The sequence below is a fragment of the Streptococcus infantis genome, from assembly GCF_047464215.1.
GTDB classification, from domain to species: Bacteria; Bacillota; Bacilli; order Lactobacillales; family Streptococcaceae; genus Streptococcus; species Streptococcus infantis_P.
Window position 1 is genome coordinate 25,925 of record NZ_JASHCG010000006.1, and the last position, 16,690, is coordinate 42,614.

9 protein-coding genes are annotated in these 16,690 nt (G+C 41.2%); 1 reads left to right on the plus strand and 8 read right to left on the minus strand.

What is annotated here, in order from left to right; all coding sequences use genetic code 11:
- Positions 1-29 precede the first annotated feature (29 nt).
- The 5 genes from QM469_RS04915 to QM469_RS04935 all read right to left on the minus strand — a co-directional run bounded on the left by QM469_RS04915 (position 30) and on the right by QM469_RS04935 (position 5,296).
- Positions 30-1,196, minus strand: coding sequence for an ATP-grasp domain-containing protein (locus QM469_RS04915; protein WP_414276176.1), 1,167 nt, complete (start codon positions 1,194-1,196; stop codon positions 30-32).
- 12 nt (positions 1,197-1,208) lie between these two features.
- The gene (locus QM469_RS04920; RefSeq protein ID WP_414276175.1) at positions 1,209-1,949 is read right to left on the minus strand and encodes an esterase family protein; all 741 of its coding nucleotides are present in this window, start codon (positions 1,947-1,949) and stop codon (positions 1,209-1,211) included.
- 21 nt (positions 1,950-1,970) lie between these two features.
- Positions 1,971-2,795 carry an alpha/beta hydrolase gene (locus QM469_RS04925; RefSeq protein ID WP_414276174.1) on the minus strand — a complete coding sequence of 275 codons (825 nt, stop codon included), beginning with the start codon at positions 2,793-2,795 and terminating at the stop codon, positions 1,971-1,973.
- Between the two features lie 135 nt (positions 2,796-2,930).
- Positions 2,931-4,145: a tRNA uracil 4-sulfurtransferase ThiI gene (thiI, locus tag QM469_RS04930; RefSeq protein ID WP_414276173.1), complete on the minus strand. Its 1,215-nt coding sequence runs from the start codon at positions 4,143-4,145 to the stop codon at positions 2,931-2,933.
- An 8-nt stretch (positions 4,146-4,153) separates the two neighbouring features.
- Complete coding sequence (locus QM469_RS04935; protein ID WP_153224783.1) at positions 4,154-5,296, minus strand: cysteine desulfurase family protein; 1,143 nt, start codon at positions 5,294-5,296, stop codon at positions 4,154-4,156.
- A 136-nt stretch (positions 5,297-5,432) separates the two neighbouring features.
- On the opposite strand from QM469_RS04935, the gene QM469_RS04940 reads away from it, so the two are divergent.
- Positions 5,433-5,852, plus strand: a complete 420-nt coding sequence (locus tag QM469_RS04940; RefSeq protein ID WP_153224782.1) for a DUF6556 family protein — start codon at positions 5,433-5,435, stop codon at positions 5,850-5,852.
- 280 nt (positions 5,853-6,132) lie between these two features.
- On the opposite strand, the gene QM469_RS04945 is transcribed toward QM469_RS04940, so the two are convergent.
- From QM469_RS04945 to QM469_RS04955, 3 genes are all read right to left on the minus strand, one after another.
- Positions 6,133-6,762 carry a lysostaphin resistance A-like protein gene (locus QM469_RS04945; protein ID WP_414276172.1) on the minus strand — a complete coding sequence of 210 codons (630 nt, stop codon included), beginning with the start codon at positions 6,760-6,762 and terminating at the stop codon, positions 6,133-6,135.
- Positions 6,763-6,885: 123 nt separating this feature from the next.
- Complete coding sequence (locus QM469_RS04950; protein ID WP_414276171.1) at positions 6,886-7,050, minus strand: hypothetical protein; 165 nt, start codon at positions 7,048-7,050, stop codon at positions 6,886-6,888.
- Between the two features lie 495 nt (positions 7,051-7,545).
- Complete coding sequence (locus QM469_RS04955; RefSeq protein ID WP_414276170.1) at positions 7,546-16,581, minus strand: SIALI-17 repeat-containing surface protein; 9,036 nt, start codon at positions 16,579-16,581, stop codon at positions 7,546-7,548.
- Positions 16,582-16,690: the final 109 nt, after the last annotated feature.

A 16,690-nucleotide genomic window follows, 5' to 3' on the forward strand; every position in this document is an offset into this window, starting at 1 on the left:
AAACCTAGTTTGTTAAGTCCTAATTTTGATTATTCTTGACGCTGACCAAAGTCCTTAATCATCTGATCCATTTCTTCACGACTTGGCGTCGTTAGCATATAGAGAAAGTCTCCTTGCAATTCTGCAAAGGCTGCAGGCATGATTTTCTTAACCTTAAATTGCTGACCATATTTGGCGAGCAAGTCTTCTTCTGAATAAACATAGTTGGCATTAGCGCGACGAGATGTTGCCAAGCAGTATAGAGGCTCGAATTGAGAAGCTGGGAATGGTTCACCTGCAACGATCGCTGCATAGCCCTTATACAAGTCAAAAGAATGGGCATAGTTATAGACATCAATTGTGAAGCCACCCGCTGGACGATTATTGTACTCAATGACAATATAATCATCACCTTCACGGAAGAACTCGATATGGAAGAAACGTTCTTTCATGCCAAATTCTTTAACGATTGCCTCACCATACTTGCGCAATTTTGGATCCATATCTTTAAGAACATAATAAGAATTGTCCATCTTGTAAATCATGAGATCAAGCGGTGTATGTGCATAGTCAAAGGTTGTAGAAAAGACAATATTTCCATCTCTATCTACCAAACCATCGAAGGTACAGATTTCACTAGAGGTAACAAATTTTTCAAAGAAATAAACGGTTGAATGGTCCCACTCTGCCTTGAAATGATGGATATCCTCTTCTGTTTCAAGCTTGAAGGTTGCTGCCGCTCCCACTCCATTGTCAGGTTTGGCAATCATCGGAAGGCCAATTTCTTTCACAGCTTTGTCAACATCTGCTTCTGTTTCAATGACAGCACCTGGAACCACTGGAACTCCAGCTTTTTTGAAGAGTTTCTTCATTTCAGACTTGAACTTGGTCTTTTTGAGATCGTCTGGTTTGGTACCAAAGACATTAAATTGTTCACGAAGAGCAGCATCCAACTCTAGCCAGTATTCATTGTGAGATTCGATACGGTCAATTGGACCATGCTTATAAAAGAGAAAGGCAACTGCACGTTTAACTTCATCAATATTTTCAAGATTATCAACACGGAAATACTCAGTCAAGCTATTGCGCAATGGCTCATCTAGTTGTTCATAGGGTTCTTGCCCAATCCCTAGAACAGTGATTCCTTTATTAGCTAGTTCAATACTAAATTGTTGGAAATTTTGTGGGTAATAGGGTGAAATTACAAGATAATTCATAAGCGACTCCTTTTATAGACTCATATGACCGAGGAAATAAGACATTTGTTTGCGCCACCAATCCCAATCATGGGCAACATCGTGCCCCCATTCTGCAAACCAGGCAGGAATTTGTTTTTGGTCAAAGGCTTCTTTTAACTTGTAGTAAGAAGGCAGGCCATCATGCTCCCAAGCACCTAAGCCAGTACAAATCACAATCTCAGCCTGACGGTAACGGTCAATAAACCAACCATCATTTTGATTCCAGATATAATCTACTGGTGAATTTTGATAGATGGCATCATCATTGTAGTAGTCACCTACAAAGAAACGCGCGTCGTAGACACCACTAAGAGCAATGACTTTGGTGAAGACATCCGGATGCTGCAGGAAGAAGTTTAGGGCATGATAAGCGCCCATTGAGCAACCTGTTGTCATCATACCGTCAAACCAGCCTGTTTTGTGCTTGATAAAAGGAATGGCTTCTTCAATCACGTATCGCTCATAAGCACGGTGCATTTCAGCTTGGTCATGACCATTTTTCCATGTTGCTAGCCAACTCTCACTATCGACACTTGAAAGGGTAAAGAATTGCACTCGACCTTCCTCGATAAAGGATGCACATGCATCAATCATGCCAAAATCATAGTATTCATTGTGGCTACCACCTGAGGAAGCAAAGACAACCACTGGGATACCTGCGTGTCCGTAACGATTAACATACATTTCACGGTTAAGATGACCACTCCAGTGACTAAGATGTTCAATATGCATATCCTGTCTCCTTTATACTAATTACCAATTTTCTGCAAAAAAGCGTAGGCAAGCTGGAAGATTTTCTGACCATGTCACTTCATGGTGAATGGCTCCAGCCTGAACCTTGAGTGAGAGATTTTCCAACTGCACTCCTCCCGCTATCAAATCATGATAATAGCGAAGGGAAGAGTCGATATAGGCCTGCTTAATATTGCCAGCCATGAGGGTCTTGTCTGTATCATCAGCTTCTTCCGTTCCAACATAGATAAAAATTCGTTGGTCAGGTAAGAGTTTTTTACGCTCGATATAGCGATCAAAGGCCTCTTGGTGAAGCCAGTTAGCTGATGAGAAAACTCCCAAGCAACCAATCTGATCTTGATACTCCAAGCCGATAAACTGGGTAATATTACCTCCCAGAGAAGAACCAACCATAGCAGTGTGCTTGCGGTCAGACTTTGTACGATAGTTTTCGTCAATAAAAGGCTTAACCACTTCCATGACAAACTCAGCATACTCTACTCCCTTACCACCAAATTGTTGGCCAGGAATGTTTGACTCTTGGAATTTCCATGCCGCATACTCATTCATCCGTCCAAGTCCATCATTGTCAATAGCCACAACAATCATACGGCTGATATCTGGATTTCGCTTGATGGCTGGGATAATCTTCCAGGAATGTCCAACGTAAGATTCCTTACTATAAAAGACGTTTTGTCCATCGTGAAAATACACAACTGGGTAGCTTCTATCCGTGTCTTTATCATAGTTTTTGGGGAGGAGAACACGTACCCGGCGCTCCTTACCTGTGTAGGGAACCACTAATTTATGCTCTCGCATTTTTAGATAAAAATAAGATTGATTCATTGTCAGAAAACTCTCTATATTCAAAATTTTACCTAATTATATCATAAAAATAGAAAAAAAGTCAGTTTCCGTCCAAATTTAGGACAATAAACTAACTTTTCTTACTTATTTTATTTTTTCCTCTGGTTTTTCTGATTAAAGGAGGTCATCAATTAGCTCATCAACTGCATCCTTCTCAGCTTGAGGCGTAATTTCAGTAATCATGATTCCTGCTACTGCACGTTCAACCAAACCTTCGACATCCATTCGCGCTTCATACTGCTCAGCATTCTTAATCTTAGGATTTGTCTTCGGACGATCGGGTGCAAAAATCGTACAACAGTCTTCAAATGGCTGAATAGAAATTTCAAAGGTATCAATTTCCTGAGCAATATCAATGATTTCCAACTTATCCATAGTCACAACTGGACGGATAATTGGGGTATTGGTCACCGCGTTGATAGCCTGCATACTTTCAAGGGTTTGGCTTGCTACCTGACCAAGGCTTTCCCCATTGATGATAACCAAGCCATTTCGTACCTCACGGATACGGTCAGTAATCCGCATCATAAAGCGACGAGTCAGTGTCATAAGATAAGCTTCTGGAGCCTTAGCCTTGATTTCCTCTTGAATCTCCGTGAATGGCACTTCGATAAACTGGATATTACCACCGAATTTGGTCAATTTACGGGTCAAATCTTGCGCTTTCTTGAGGGCACCTGGACTTGTGTATGGAGGGCTAGCAAAGTGAACAGCCTCGATATCCACTCCACGTTTTAGAGCTAGATATCCAGCAACAGGGGAGTCAATCCCACCTGACAACATGAGCATCCCTTTTCCAGAAGTTCCAACTGGCAAACCACCTGCTCCTCGAATGGTCTCATATGAAAGGTAGGCTGCTTCCTCACGAATCTCCACCTGAAGGTTAATATCCGGATGTTTCATTTGTGCTTGTACATTTGGAATAGCATCAAATACTGCTCCACCAAGTGTCTGATTGAGTTCACGACTATCGAGTTCAAAGTTGTGGTCGCTGCGTCTACTAGAAATTTTAAAGGTCATACCTTCCTTGTAGATGTCCTTCATAATCTCTTGGACAGTAGACTTCAGAACCTCGACAGATTTTTCAACCTTGTATACAGGTGAAAAGTTTTGAATCCCGAAAACTTGCTTGAGAGATTCTGCCACTGGCTCATAATCTGCCCCATTCAGATAAGCATGGGCACGATCGCGGTCTGCTGTCACTTTAACTTGAGGATAGATGGATAAAACGTCCGAGATATTATTACGTAGTTTATTGATGAAACGCATACGGTTTTTACCTTTGGTTGAAAGCTCACCATAGCGAATCATAATTTCTGAATACTGCATGAATACTCCTATCTTACTTTTTTAGTTTGATTGTAGATTAATTTTAATTTAGTCAAAAATTGCTCAACCTGACTCATATCATTTTCTAGGTCTAGACTGAGACGAACTGCTGACTGGGCTTTATCCTTATCAATGCCCATAGCAATCAGGGTCCCAGCAGGTTTCCCAGCCTTGGACGAGCAAGCTGACGTTGTAGAAATGAAAATATCATAGTCTTCAAAAGCATGAACGATGACTTCACCACGAACCCCCTTAATCCCAAAGGTCAGAATATGAGGTGCAAAGTCTTCCTCATCTGAGAAGACAAAAATATCTGGATATTCTAGAAGGGCTTGACGGATGACTTCCTTCATCTGACTTGTTTTGTTCGTAAACAAATCAAGTTTTTCCATAGACAAACGTAGAGCCTTGGCGGTTGCTGCAATACCTGCTACATTCTCAGTAGTTGAACGATAATCACTCTCTTGTCCACCACCAGTTAATAGTGGCATAATCTTCTTACCTGACTTGATATAGACAAATCCAACACCACGAACGCCGTGAAACTTGTGACTCGAGAAAGTCGCAAAGTCCACTCGGTCTGTCAAATACTTTTCTGTCGGAATCTTAGCCAAGGCTTGAACCGCATCAACATGGAAGGAGATAGTCGGCTTATCTGCTAAAAGTTCTGAGATAGCTTCAATAGGTTGGATTGAACCAATTTCATTGTTAACAGCCATGATAGAAACTAAGGTCGTATCAGCTCGAAGCAAATTTGCTAAGGCATCTACATCTACAAAACCTTTTTCATCTACTGGCGCAAAATCCACTTCAAAACCTTGACTTTTCAGCCAAAGAGCAGACTCCTTAACCGCTGGGTGTTCAATCTCAGACACAATAATGTGTTTACCAAACTGAGCTTTTTCAAACGCAACCCCTTTGATAACCCAGTTATCTCCTTCAGTGCCACCAGATGTAAAGTAGATTTCTTCGCTTTTCTTACCAATTAAATCTGCAATCTGTTGACGAGAAGCATCTAAGATTCGTGTTGCCTGCTCCCCCAAACGATGGAGACTAGATGGGTTACCAATAATTTTTGCAGACACCTGCATATAGGTTTCAAGTGCTTCTGGATAGGGCTTTGTAGTTGCCGAATTATCAAAGTAAATCATGGTTTCTCACGCTTTCTAAAATCACTCCTTCTATTGTATCACGAAACAGTTCAGGCGACAAGAAAGGCAGTTCAGGTTCATTTAAGTTTTTTTTAAAGATTTTCGGTATAATGAATTTTAGTAAAGGAGAGATATTATGTCTAATTATCGTAGAACATCAAAACCCAAAACGGAACACATCAAAAAAGGATTTACTGTTTTTCAAAAAACGATTGCTACTATCGGTAGTATTCTGGGGCTGATTACTGCAAGCATCACCATCATGAATGCTATGAATAACAACAACAATAATAATAACTCTAAAAAAGAAACTACGACAACCCAGACAACTGTCATAAAAGAGATTCAAAAGGAATCCCCTAAAGAGAACACTACTCCAAACAAGGACAATACTTCTACAAAGGACAACACACAAGAAGAGACGACAACACAATCTAGTAGTAGTGTAGAAGATAAGAAAGAAGATACTAGCAGTAAAAAAGAACAACCGACTGTTCCTTCTTCTAGCACTCAAACAACAGATACAAAAACGTCTACTACTAATGGAGCTTCCTAAAAGAACGATCTAACAGCCAGTGATTGAATCGCTGGTTTTTTATTGCTATCTTCAGCATTTATCAGCAAAAGTTGATCTTTGCAACAGAAAAATGATCAGCCTTTAAACCAATCATTTTTTGAATATATTTTATACTCAATGAAAATCAAAGAGCAAACTAGGAAGCTAGCCGCAGGTTGCTCAAAACACTGTTTTGAGGTTGTGGATAGAACTGACGAAGTCAGTAACAAATATACGGCAAGGCGACGCTGACGTGGTTTGAAGAGATTTTCGAAGAGTATTAGCTAAAAACTAAAAATAGATAGTTTAAAATAGATACCAGTACTAGAACTCCGTTATTTATCAAATGAACAGCTATGGAATCAAGGATATTCCCTCTACGAGCATAGGCTAAGTAAAATATCACTCCTAGTAAAAAATAAGTTACAAACTCTATCGGATAAAACATATGCAGGTAGCCAAAAATCGCAGAACTTATTAGCAATTTCAACCACTTTTGATCTTCTTTAAAAAAATAGTGGCTGAAGAATCCTCTAAATACTAATTCTTCCATGATTGGAGCAAATATACCAATTGCAAAATGAAAGGCGATGAAAAATAGAGGAAAAACACGAGTGACCTGCTCGCTTGTAGCCAGCAAGGCAGCATCGTTAGCGGATGTTGGATTTCCAGTAACCACTTGGATTAGGAGGGTACCTACAATCGCTACTAGTCGAGTAGCCACATAAAATAAAAGGGCTATTCCAAAATCCTTCCAGGTAAATTTGAGAGTCTTCTGCTGGTCTGGAACTTTCTTTTTATACTGTCTCCAAACAGCAACTAGCAAGAAGGTAGCAAGTACCAAATACCCAATACTAGTCGTCCACTTTAAGGATAGAGAACTAGAGTCTTCGAGAGTCAGCATTCTCATGGGAAATGTATTTACATTTATAATCAGTAAGATCATTCCTATAAATTTTAAAATATTTTTCAACTTTTGCACATCAATACCTCTTCTTTCCTTAACTCCAGCATCTCTACTTACTAAGAAAGCTCATCTGTGTTTTCTTTCCTCGTTATAGATTTCTACTCCCTTGATCATAGATAGTAAAACAAGGATAACTCCAATATCCAAATTGATTAAACTACCTCCATTAGCAAATAAATACAAACCCAAGCAGGCTTGTGCTAAAGGAAAGATATATTTCTTAAATTTCATAGATACTCCCCAAAGCTTTCTACAAATAAATGAATAGAATAACTCCTTAGTCTTACTCACAAGAGAACATCAAATTTCAGATTTACTTTTCTCTACTAGCTACCTCTAAAGCTAAGCTGACAATGACTCTTCTGATTAACTTGTAAGATCTGCTCTATTCTTTTAGGGTTGAACCAGACTACCGATCTACTAAATCATGTTTAGGAACAATCATAGTTTAGCATTTATTTCCAGGAAAAGATTGCTCTTTCTTAAATTGTCATCAAAACATCCTAAATGGTAGAAATTGGCTTGCGACTTAACCCAATCGAAAGTTCTTCGTCCCAAGTTAAAAATATTCTGGTCAAAGAACTTCAGTGGCCATCAGCTTCCTCACTTTAAGAAAAAGCGAACAAGACCAGATTCTGTTCATCAGAAAACTAGTTCTGTCCGCTTTTTATAATCGAGATTAGTCTCTTGATCCAATCTCTATGACTCGAATGCTTTTACATCATCTTATTCGTCGTCTTTTTTCTTTCCCATAGCAAACATACCAAGAAGTGCTCCTACAAGACCTACGGCTGCAAGGCCAGCATTTTCTTTAGTGCCTGTCTCTGGGAGTTTGTATGGATGACTTGCAGGTGCTTGATAAGTCTTATCTTGTGACATAGTAAGAGCTACAAGAGACTGCTCATCTGTGTATTCTGGAACCTCATGGATAGCTCCTTCTGCTCCATTGACACCACCTGTGAATTCTGGGCTTACTTCCTGAACAGCTGCTGCTTCACCATTCACTCCATCAGTAAATTCTGGGACTTCATGAATAGCTGCTTCACCTGCTGTGCCAATTGCTCCTGTGTATTCTGGAACTTCATGAACAGCTGCTTCGACTGCGTTAACGCCACCCTTGAATTCTGGGACTTCTACTACTGGTGCTGCTTCGTCACCTGCTGTACCAATAGCTTCAGTGTACTCTGGTACTTCATGAACAGCTGCTTCGACTGCGTTAACGCCACCCTTGAATTCTGGGACTTCTACTACTGGTGCTGCTTCGTCACCTGCTGTACCAATAGCTTCAGTGTACTCTGGAACTTCATGAACAGCTGCTTCGACTGCGTTAACGCCACCCTTGAATTCTGGGACTTCTACTACTGGTGTTGCTTCGTCACCTGCTGTACCAATAGCTTCAGTGTACTCTGGAACTTCATGAACAGCTGCTTCGACACCATTTACTCCACCTGTAAATTCTGGGACTTCTACTACTGGTGGTTGGATTTTATCTGCTGCTTCATTTTCTTCAATGTACTCTGGAACTTCATGAACAGCTGCTTCGACACCATTTACTCCACCAGTAAACTCTGGGAATTCTACTACTGGTGCTGCTTCATCGCCTGCTGTGCCAATAGCTTCAGTGTACTCTGGTACTTCATGAACAGCTGCTTCAACACCGTTTACTCCACCTGTGAATTCTGGAACTTCTACTACTGGAGATGGTTCGTCGCCTGCTGTTTCAATTGCTCCTGTGTACTCTGGAACTTCTACTACTGGAGATGACTCGTCACCTGCTGTTCCAATTGCTCCTGTGTACTCTGGGACTTCTACTACTGGAGCTGGCTCGTCGCCTGCTGTGCCAACTGCTCCTGTGTACTCTGGTACTTCTACTACTGGAGCTGGCTCGTCGCCTGCTGTGCCAACTGCTCCTGTGTACTCTGGAACTTCTACTACTGGAGCTGGCTCTTCGCCTGCTGTGCCAACTGCTCCTGTGTACTCTGGAACTTCTACTACTGGGGCTGGCTCTTCGCCTACTGTGCCAATTGCTCCTGTGTACTCTGAAACTTCTACTACTGGGGCTGCTTCATCACCCTTACTTGTAGTTGGAGTTGGTTGCTCTGGTTCTTCCGGAAGTTCTTGGTGGAATGTAGTCATTTCGTAGAACTCTGGTTTGCCACCTTCCCAAACAAGTTTGACATCCAATAATGGAGACTTATCTCTGACAGCAAATGTTTGGAAGTTTGAGGTAATTGCGCCCAAATCTGTCCAAGCATCTTTTTTATCTTCTTTCAGAGTACGAGCAAGCACACGAGCTTTCACTCCTTGAGGAAGACTTGAAACAAGTCGGATATGATTTGCATCTGTCGGTTCTGACAAGTGGTAGACAAGCTCACCTTGTTCTTTCTCAGCCTTGTAGCTTGTCAAGACTTTACCATCAACAATATTAGTGTAAAGGTTGCCTTGGCTTTCACCGCTGTTTCCTTCTACAGTTGGGTCATTGATTGGTTTCACAAATTCACCATCATTGATAACCAACTCAGTGAAGCCTACAAAACGAGCATCGTAGTCTGCTGTAAATAGAACGCGGAGGTAGTTGGCTTTAACTGGGCTTGAAAGTTCACCCTCGATGTAACGATTTCCTGGCATCTTAGAATCATGTGTCCATCCATCTGTCAAGGAATCATCACGAGTTTCATTGGCAACGCCGTCACCAACAGTGACAACATCGGTCCAAGTCTTACCATCTTGACTGACCTGAATCTTACCATCCCGAAGATAGTTTTGAGTGCCGTCTTGGATGTAAGCTCTAATCTTCTTGATGTCACGTTCGCTACCAAGTTTAAGAGTGATATGACCATCTTTACGAGCATAATCTGAGAATTCTACAAAATTATTGTAAACACCATCGAACAATTGATCCAAGTTCTTAATCTTACGAACATCATTTCTACCGTATGTCGGATGGATTCCCATTGATGTAGAATCAAGTGTGGTTGGTTGAACTTCTTTGGTCTGAACAAGTAGAGATGTTGCTGTCACTGCTTGTTCTTGATCAGTCTTATTAAACAGACGAACATAACGTACCAAGGACTTATCAGTCACTTGATCAGCTGAATACCATTCTTGGGCGTTTGGAGAGTATTCCAAGTTGAGGGATGGATTTGCTGTACCAAGTGCTTGAATGCTTTCAGCTTGGTGAAGACGATCAAGTTTCATACCCAAGTAGCTATGAGCTGGAAGCTTAGTTCCGCTTGGAATTTGCAGGTCATAACGGCCTAGGCTATCATAAACTGGAGTTGACTTCAAGCTTTCAACGTTTGTATCAGTCAATTCGCTATTGCCTGCACGTGTTTCAACTGAGAAGTCAGCGATACGCCACCATAGGTTGATGTTCTTAGTATTGCGAACACGGACGTAGCGAGCTGAAATTGGAGTTTCAATTTCTTTAGTTTGTTCACCAGTCAAGCGATCCAACTCTTGCCATGAAGTTCCATCTGTAGAATACTCAAGAACACCTTCTGCCAATTTATCTCCTGATCCTTGAACAAGACGAACCTTAGTCACAGGTTTGACTTCACCCAAGTCTAGTTGTACCCAACCATCAACAGGAGTTGTATCAGTGCGATCAGCATTTGCAAGCATAGCTTCCGTATTATCACGTCCGTCTGTAATTTGACCAACTGTTGTGTTGTACTTGTACATAAGATTTGGACTGATAGTCAAAGTAGCTGACTGTTTAGCACGAGTAACTTCTACAGGACGGTTCACAGCGATTTCTCGTACAGCAAACCAAGTGTTCTCACGATCTGAAGTCGCAATCATGCGAACAGCTTTAGCATTGATATTGAGATTTTCAAATTTAAGAAGAGGCTCATTACCAGTGTAGCTTGGTTCTGAAAGGGTTACCCACTCATCATTTTCATTGAGATACTCAACCTTAGCGTTGTTAAAGGTATCACGAGGATTTGCTTGAGTTCCCATTGCAAAGGTCAAGTTTTGAATTGAAACAGCTTTATTAAATCTCAAGCCAATGTAATCACCAGTCTTGATACTGTTTGGCGATTTGATTAATGCATGTGTTCCTAAATCTCCGTCAGTTACTTCAGCAAGTCCACCTTCGACACCTGTACGGTTTGTGATAAAGGTACTAATGACTTGGTCAGGATGCAAGGCTTTTTGAACTTCTGTTGCAAGGATTTCACGAAGGCCAAGCAAGAATGGACGGATATGTTGAACACCCAACTCAGCTCTCTCATCATGGTCTACATAATGGAAGGTATAAGTTTGAGACTGTTCATATAGTTTCAATCCCTTATAGTAGCTATCCCAAAGTTTTGCAGAATCATTGGTTTCGATAGCTTCTGTACCATCAAGAAGAGCACTCAAGGCATCCATTTGGTCAATGGTATTGTCCAACCAATAGTGGATTTGAGCACGCATCTTTTCATCACCAGATGCTTTATAAAGTTGTGCTGCAGCTTTTAGTTTAGCAAATTCTGCACGCAATTCTTGACGCTCTGCGCTGACATCTTGACCAGCTTTCAACTTAGACATGAAGGTTGCCAATTTCGGTGCAAGTTCAACAGACTCTTCCAACTTAACAACACGACCATCCATGTTTTGGTTAATCATGTGTTTACCAAGTTCACGGAAGGCAACTGATGCTTCGCTATCTGTAAACTTACCGTTTTCAACAAAGTTAAAGGCGATGTCATTTACTTTCTTAGCTTCTTCTTCAGACTTCCATTGTTTCCATGCATATTGAGCTGCAGAGAAGAGGGCAATTTTAGAAGGCTCAGATTGTTGCATTGGGTTCAACATGATTCCTGAAAGGAGACTAGGATCTACATTCGGATGAAGGAATTTCTCACCACCACCCAAGATTAAATGTTGTTTAGAGTTATCTGTAACAGGCCAATTGACCCATAGAGAAACTGGACGGTAGGTCTTACCACCTGCAGTAAGGTTATTCTTAAGATTTGAAAGGAAGTTTTCTGACACTTCACCCCAAATCTTACCACCAGTAAGGGTCATAGAAGTCGAGGTTGGAAGGTTTTCGTTGAGTGCTTTCAACTCATCTTCACGTCCATTACCCCAATACTGACCAGGGACAAAAATCATTTCCTTACGAAGGCCAACATAAGTTGCTTGTTTTTCAGTCAACCAGTCTGTCATGTCCTTCATCAAGCGGTTGTAGCTATTGTAGCCACCAACTGGACTTGGAGCATCATCTGCCAAAATACCGAACTCACGGACACCGACGTTCATCAATTGAGTGAACTTAGCCTTAATAGTTTCAAGGTCTTTTTGGTAGTCAGCATCGTTTCCGAATCGGATACGATTGTTCATGAATGGGTGAATGGTCCATACATAACGAGTTTTGTTTTGATTTCCGACACGTGCCAATTCACGGATTTCTGCAAGTTTTTCTTCTGGATAAAGTTCACGCCACTTCTTGTTGTGGTATGGATCGTCTTTTGGTGCGAAGAAGTATTGAGTCAACTTCAAGTCACCACCATAGCGCATCAATTCTGCACGATCAGCATTGCTCCAAGGGTTACCATAGTATCCTTCGATAAAGCCACGGTTCTTAATTTCAGCGTAGTCTTCAACTGTTACATTACGCAAGACTGGTGCCTCGCTCTCATTAAGCATGTGTTTGAGAGTCGTTAAACCGTAAAAGACAGCATCTGTGTCTTTACCGACGATAGAGATTGTATTGTTCTTAATTGACAAGGCATAGGCATCAATCTTATCAAAGAGTCCTTGAGAAATTCCAGACACTTCTTTTTCAGCCTGTGAATTTTGACCATGAACACCAAGGTAGATGTTAGTAGCACCCGCCACTGCTGTTTGACTGCTTGTGTATGAGATTTGATGATCTTGCAGAACACTCTTCAAGCGGTTGCGAGTATAGATGTCTAATTGATCTCCCATGACAAGATTGACTTGTTTATGGAGTTTCGTAACACCTTCATCATAAGTTACTTTTTGTGGTGTTGGGAAGACCTTGTATTCTTTTTTGAGATAGTCTTGACTTTGTGCTGCAGCAGTAACTACGTCGTCACTAGCAGGTTTGCTAGCTACAAAGTTATCAGCAAGTTCAGTTGTACCATCTCCCATTTCCTCAACTTTAGGTTTTTCTGGAGTTACAGGCTTCTCTGGAGTCACTGGTTTTTCTGGAGCAACTGGCTCTTCTGATTCGCTATCAGAAAGTGGCTTGAGTAGTTGAATTTCTGCGGCACTACCAAATCCACCGACACCTGATAAGACCTTAAATTCTACCTTATCCGTTTCAACTGCATCAAAGTTAACAGTCTTCTCTTTACTATTATTTTCCCAAGTTCCTGAAGCAACTTTAACCATTTGACCATCTTTTTGAGCATAGATTTCGTAAGAAGTCACGACTCCGTTGCCACCACCTGGACGTGGAAGATAGGTTAAGCCATTTACTTTTTCTGCTGCTTTCAAGTTCATAGCAACTGTATAAGGAGCATGGTCTCCAGTCCATTTTGAATGCCAGAAGGTATTTGGATCATTGTCGAAGGCTTTTTCTACTGGACCTTCTGCATTGGTTCCTGGTGTTTCCTGACTCGTTGCAGAAGCTGTAAAGTGATCCGTTGGAATCAAACGTGGGTTTACAAATGCTTCATTTGACAACTCAGCGCTATGCAAGATTCCTTTGAAGCCACCGATTGTTTCAAGAGGTAGAACTAAACTATTGTGAGCAAAGCGAGGGTAAGCAGGATTTGCAATACGTTCAACCTTTTCACCATCTACATAAACTTCAGTCACTTGTGGTTTGGTTACAACAGAGATTTGATAACGTTTGTTCTTCTCGAGTTTCTTGTTAAATTGGATATGGAATTGTTCAAATTTATAAGCGAGGTAGCCATCCTTATCCGCAAGATAAAGTTGGTTGTCTCCGCTAGTTGAGAAGGTTTGTTGACCATCACCAGTTACAGTAACATCCAATTTCAAGACATGACTAGGACCAACATCACCAACAAGACCTTCGATAGTGCTATCTTTTTCGAAGTTCAAACCTGCTTCAGTCTTCTGTACTTTCTTAGCAAGATAATCTTTGATAGTTTCTGGATTGATCTTGAACAAGTCGCTTTCTTCTACTGTCTTATCAGGGTTAGATTGCGGTGCATAAACACTTGTTGGCAAGGTACGCTCTGCAAAAGTCTTACCTGCACGATCAGATCCCCAAGTGCGTTCTGCAGTTGTTTGCATACTCTTGAAGAAGCGTTTAAAGATATCGTAAGAAGTAAGTCCAGTTTCGTGAAGGTCAATATTGTCATTCCATACAGCGTGACCACCACCGATGATATTTGGATTAGATGCTTCTAGGCGTGGTCCTCCACCTGTTGTAAAGTCATTTGGAGTCCAACTATTGTATTGGCGCTCATAACTTGCATAGTCTCCGTAACCACCTTGACTATTGCTTCCGCTTGGAACACTATAGGTTGGAATATCTGTGATATTGATAATCTTAGCACCTTGAGCAATGGCAGCTGCTGGGCGTTGCCATCCCAGACTCCAGATATCCACTTCTACATCTTTCCAATCAACTGGCGTAGTTCCTTGTTTAGCAGAGAGTGAACCCCAAATACGTGGTGTTAAGCCCTTGCCTTTGATATACTTGATGAGGTCATTGACATAGCGACGATAACTTTCTGGACTTCCATAGTACTCATCTGTACCGATATGAACTGTAGATACACCATGGAGCGGTGCGTCTTCGCCATCGAGCAATTTATCATAGACTGATTTGACAAAAGCAAGCGTTTCTTCGTACTTGTTATCCAGGTCTAGCATAGCTACACGTTCTACATTGTGTTTTCTCGCACTAAGTTGTCCCTTATACATCAAATCTGGACGAACTTTAACAAATGAGAGGGCGTGACCTGGTGTATCAATTTCAGGAACAAGGTTGATATGCAAGTCTTTAGCAAGTCTAATGATCTGTTGCATTTCTTCCTTGGTGTAATGCTCTTTTGATGTTAATTTTTCACCATTCTCACCAACAACATCCGTTTCTACACGGAAGCCTGTCTTGGCATTTTTAAGAACATAATCTAGTTCTTCATCTTGAGAAAGATTTTTACCAGCCAAGTGATCTTTTAGGAAGATATAGTTGTCATTCAAGTGTAACTGAAGATCATTCATTTTGTAGTAGGCCATGTTGAGCATGATATCTACAAGCGTATCATAAGGGATAAACTTACGACCTGTGTCTAGCATGAAACCACGGTGACTGAAGCTTGGAAAGTCACGGATTTCACCGTTCTGTAAGTCTTTTTCTCCCATCTGAAGAAGAGTACGAGTAGCATAAAAGGCACCTGCGTTCGTTGCAGCTTCTACAGTGATAACTCCATCTTTAATGGTGATACCATAGCCTTCTTTTCCATAGCCCTTGTTTTCAACCTTTTTAAACTCAATGCGGCTTTGTGCTTCTTGACCACCTGTTGCGACTTCCAAACCACGATTTTCAAGGTCTGTTTGATAGAACTTCGCTTCTTTGTCAAATCCAGAATCTCCAACTGAAATGACAGTTTCTGAAGTAATAGAAGTTTTCCCTTCAGTTCCATACCATTGTTGGACTGCTGGCGCAACTGCTGGTTTGGTTCCAACACCTTCGTCTGCATGTAATCCTTTAATAAGAACTTCAAATTCTTTTGTGAAGGTATGGCTATCCTTAATCTGTTGAACCATAACTTTCACACGTTGGTCTGTTAGGGGTTTGTAGATTTTGTTATTAAGATCAACACCCCCCTGTTTGTTGCTACCAATCAAGCTAACTTGACCAGGTAATTTAGGCAATACAAGTGATTTTCCATCTTCAGCAACTGTTAATTCTGTAACTTGACGAATATCTGTCGGTTTGCTGGCATCTGGAATGTTTGAATAAGCACGAATTTCTTGAATTCCGACATTCTTCCAGTTCATAGTACCAGCTTGATAGTCTGTGATTTCAAGTTTAAGATACTTAGCTTGAATGGCTTCTTTTAAATCAACTTTTTCATCTAGAACCGGAGTTCCTGTCCGTTGATGAGCTAATTTCCATTCTTTAGCTCCTGAACCATTCACATCATCTTGACCAGCATAGTAGAGATTCCAAGATTTGATGTTTGGATCGTTTTGTTCACCACGAAGACGGCGGTCCCAATCAATCTCCACATGCTTAATCACAGTTGTCTTCTCAAGTGTAAATTCGATTGTTGGTTTCTCAACGTTCTGGTCAGTAGCCCAACGAGTATCAGGTTTACCGTCGATTGCCTTTTCTGCTGTAAATGGTGTGTTGGCTTCATGGTTAGAGGCTGTAGCAGTAGCTTTTTCAAGATGATTGACATCTGGTGTTTCAACTACATCTTTGGTCGCAGGAGTTGCAACTGGTTTCGCCTCAGAAGCTGCTTCCTCTTTAGGATTTGTAGCTGGTTTTGAAGCTACTTCTTCCTTAGGAGCAGGAGTTTCAGTTGGTTTTGGAGTAGTTGTTTCAGCTGCAGTTGCTCCAGTTTCTGACGCTGCAGGTTGTTCATCTACAGTTCCAGTACTTGCTTCTGCTTTTTCAATAGCTGCTGCTATATCTGCTGGCAGTTTATCCAGAGGCTGAGCCTGTGTTACCGTACCTTCTGTCTCTGCAGGTCCTTCTGTTTCAGCAGCTTGAACCATACCAGTTCCAAAGATACTGGCACCAATCATAACAGAAGCTGCGCCGATTGTAAATTTACGTATACTGTAATGACACCGTTTCTCAAAAAAATGTTTTCCCATTTTTTCCTATTTCCTTTCATACGCTCACAAGGAGTAAGCGCTATCATTCCCCTTTAGAAAAAGAGAGGACCTAGAGGGTCCTCTCTGGGTTTTCTTTTTCTCCACTACA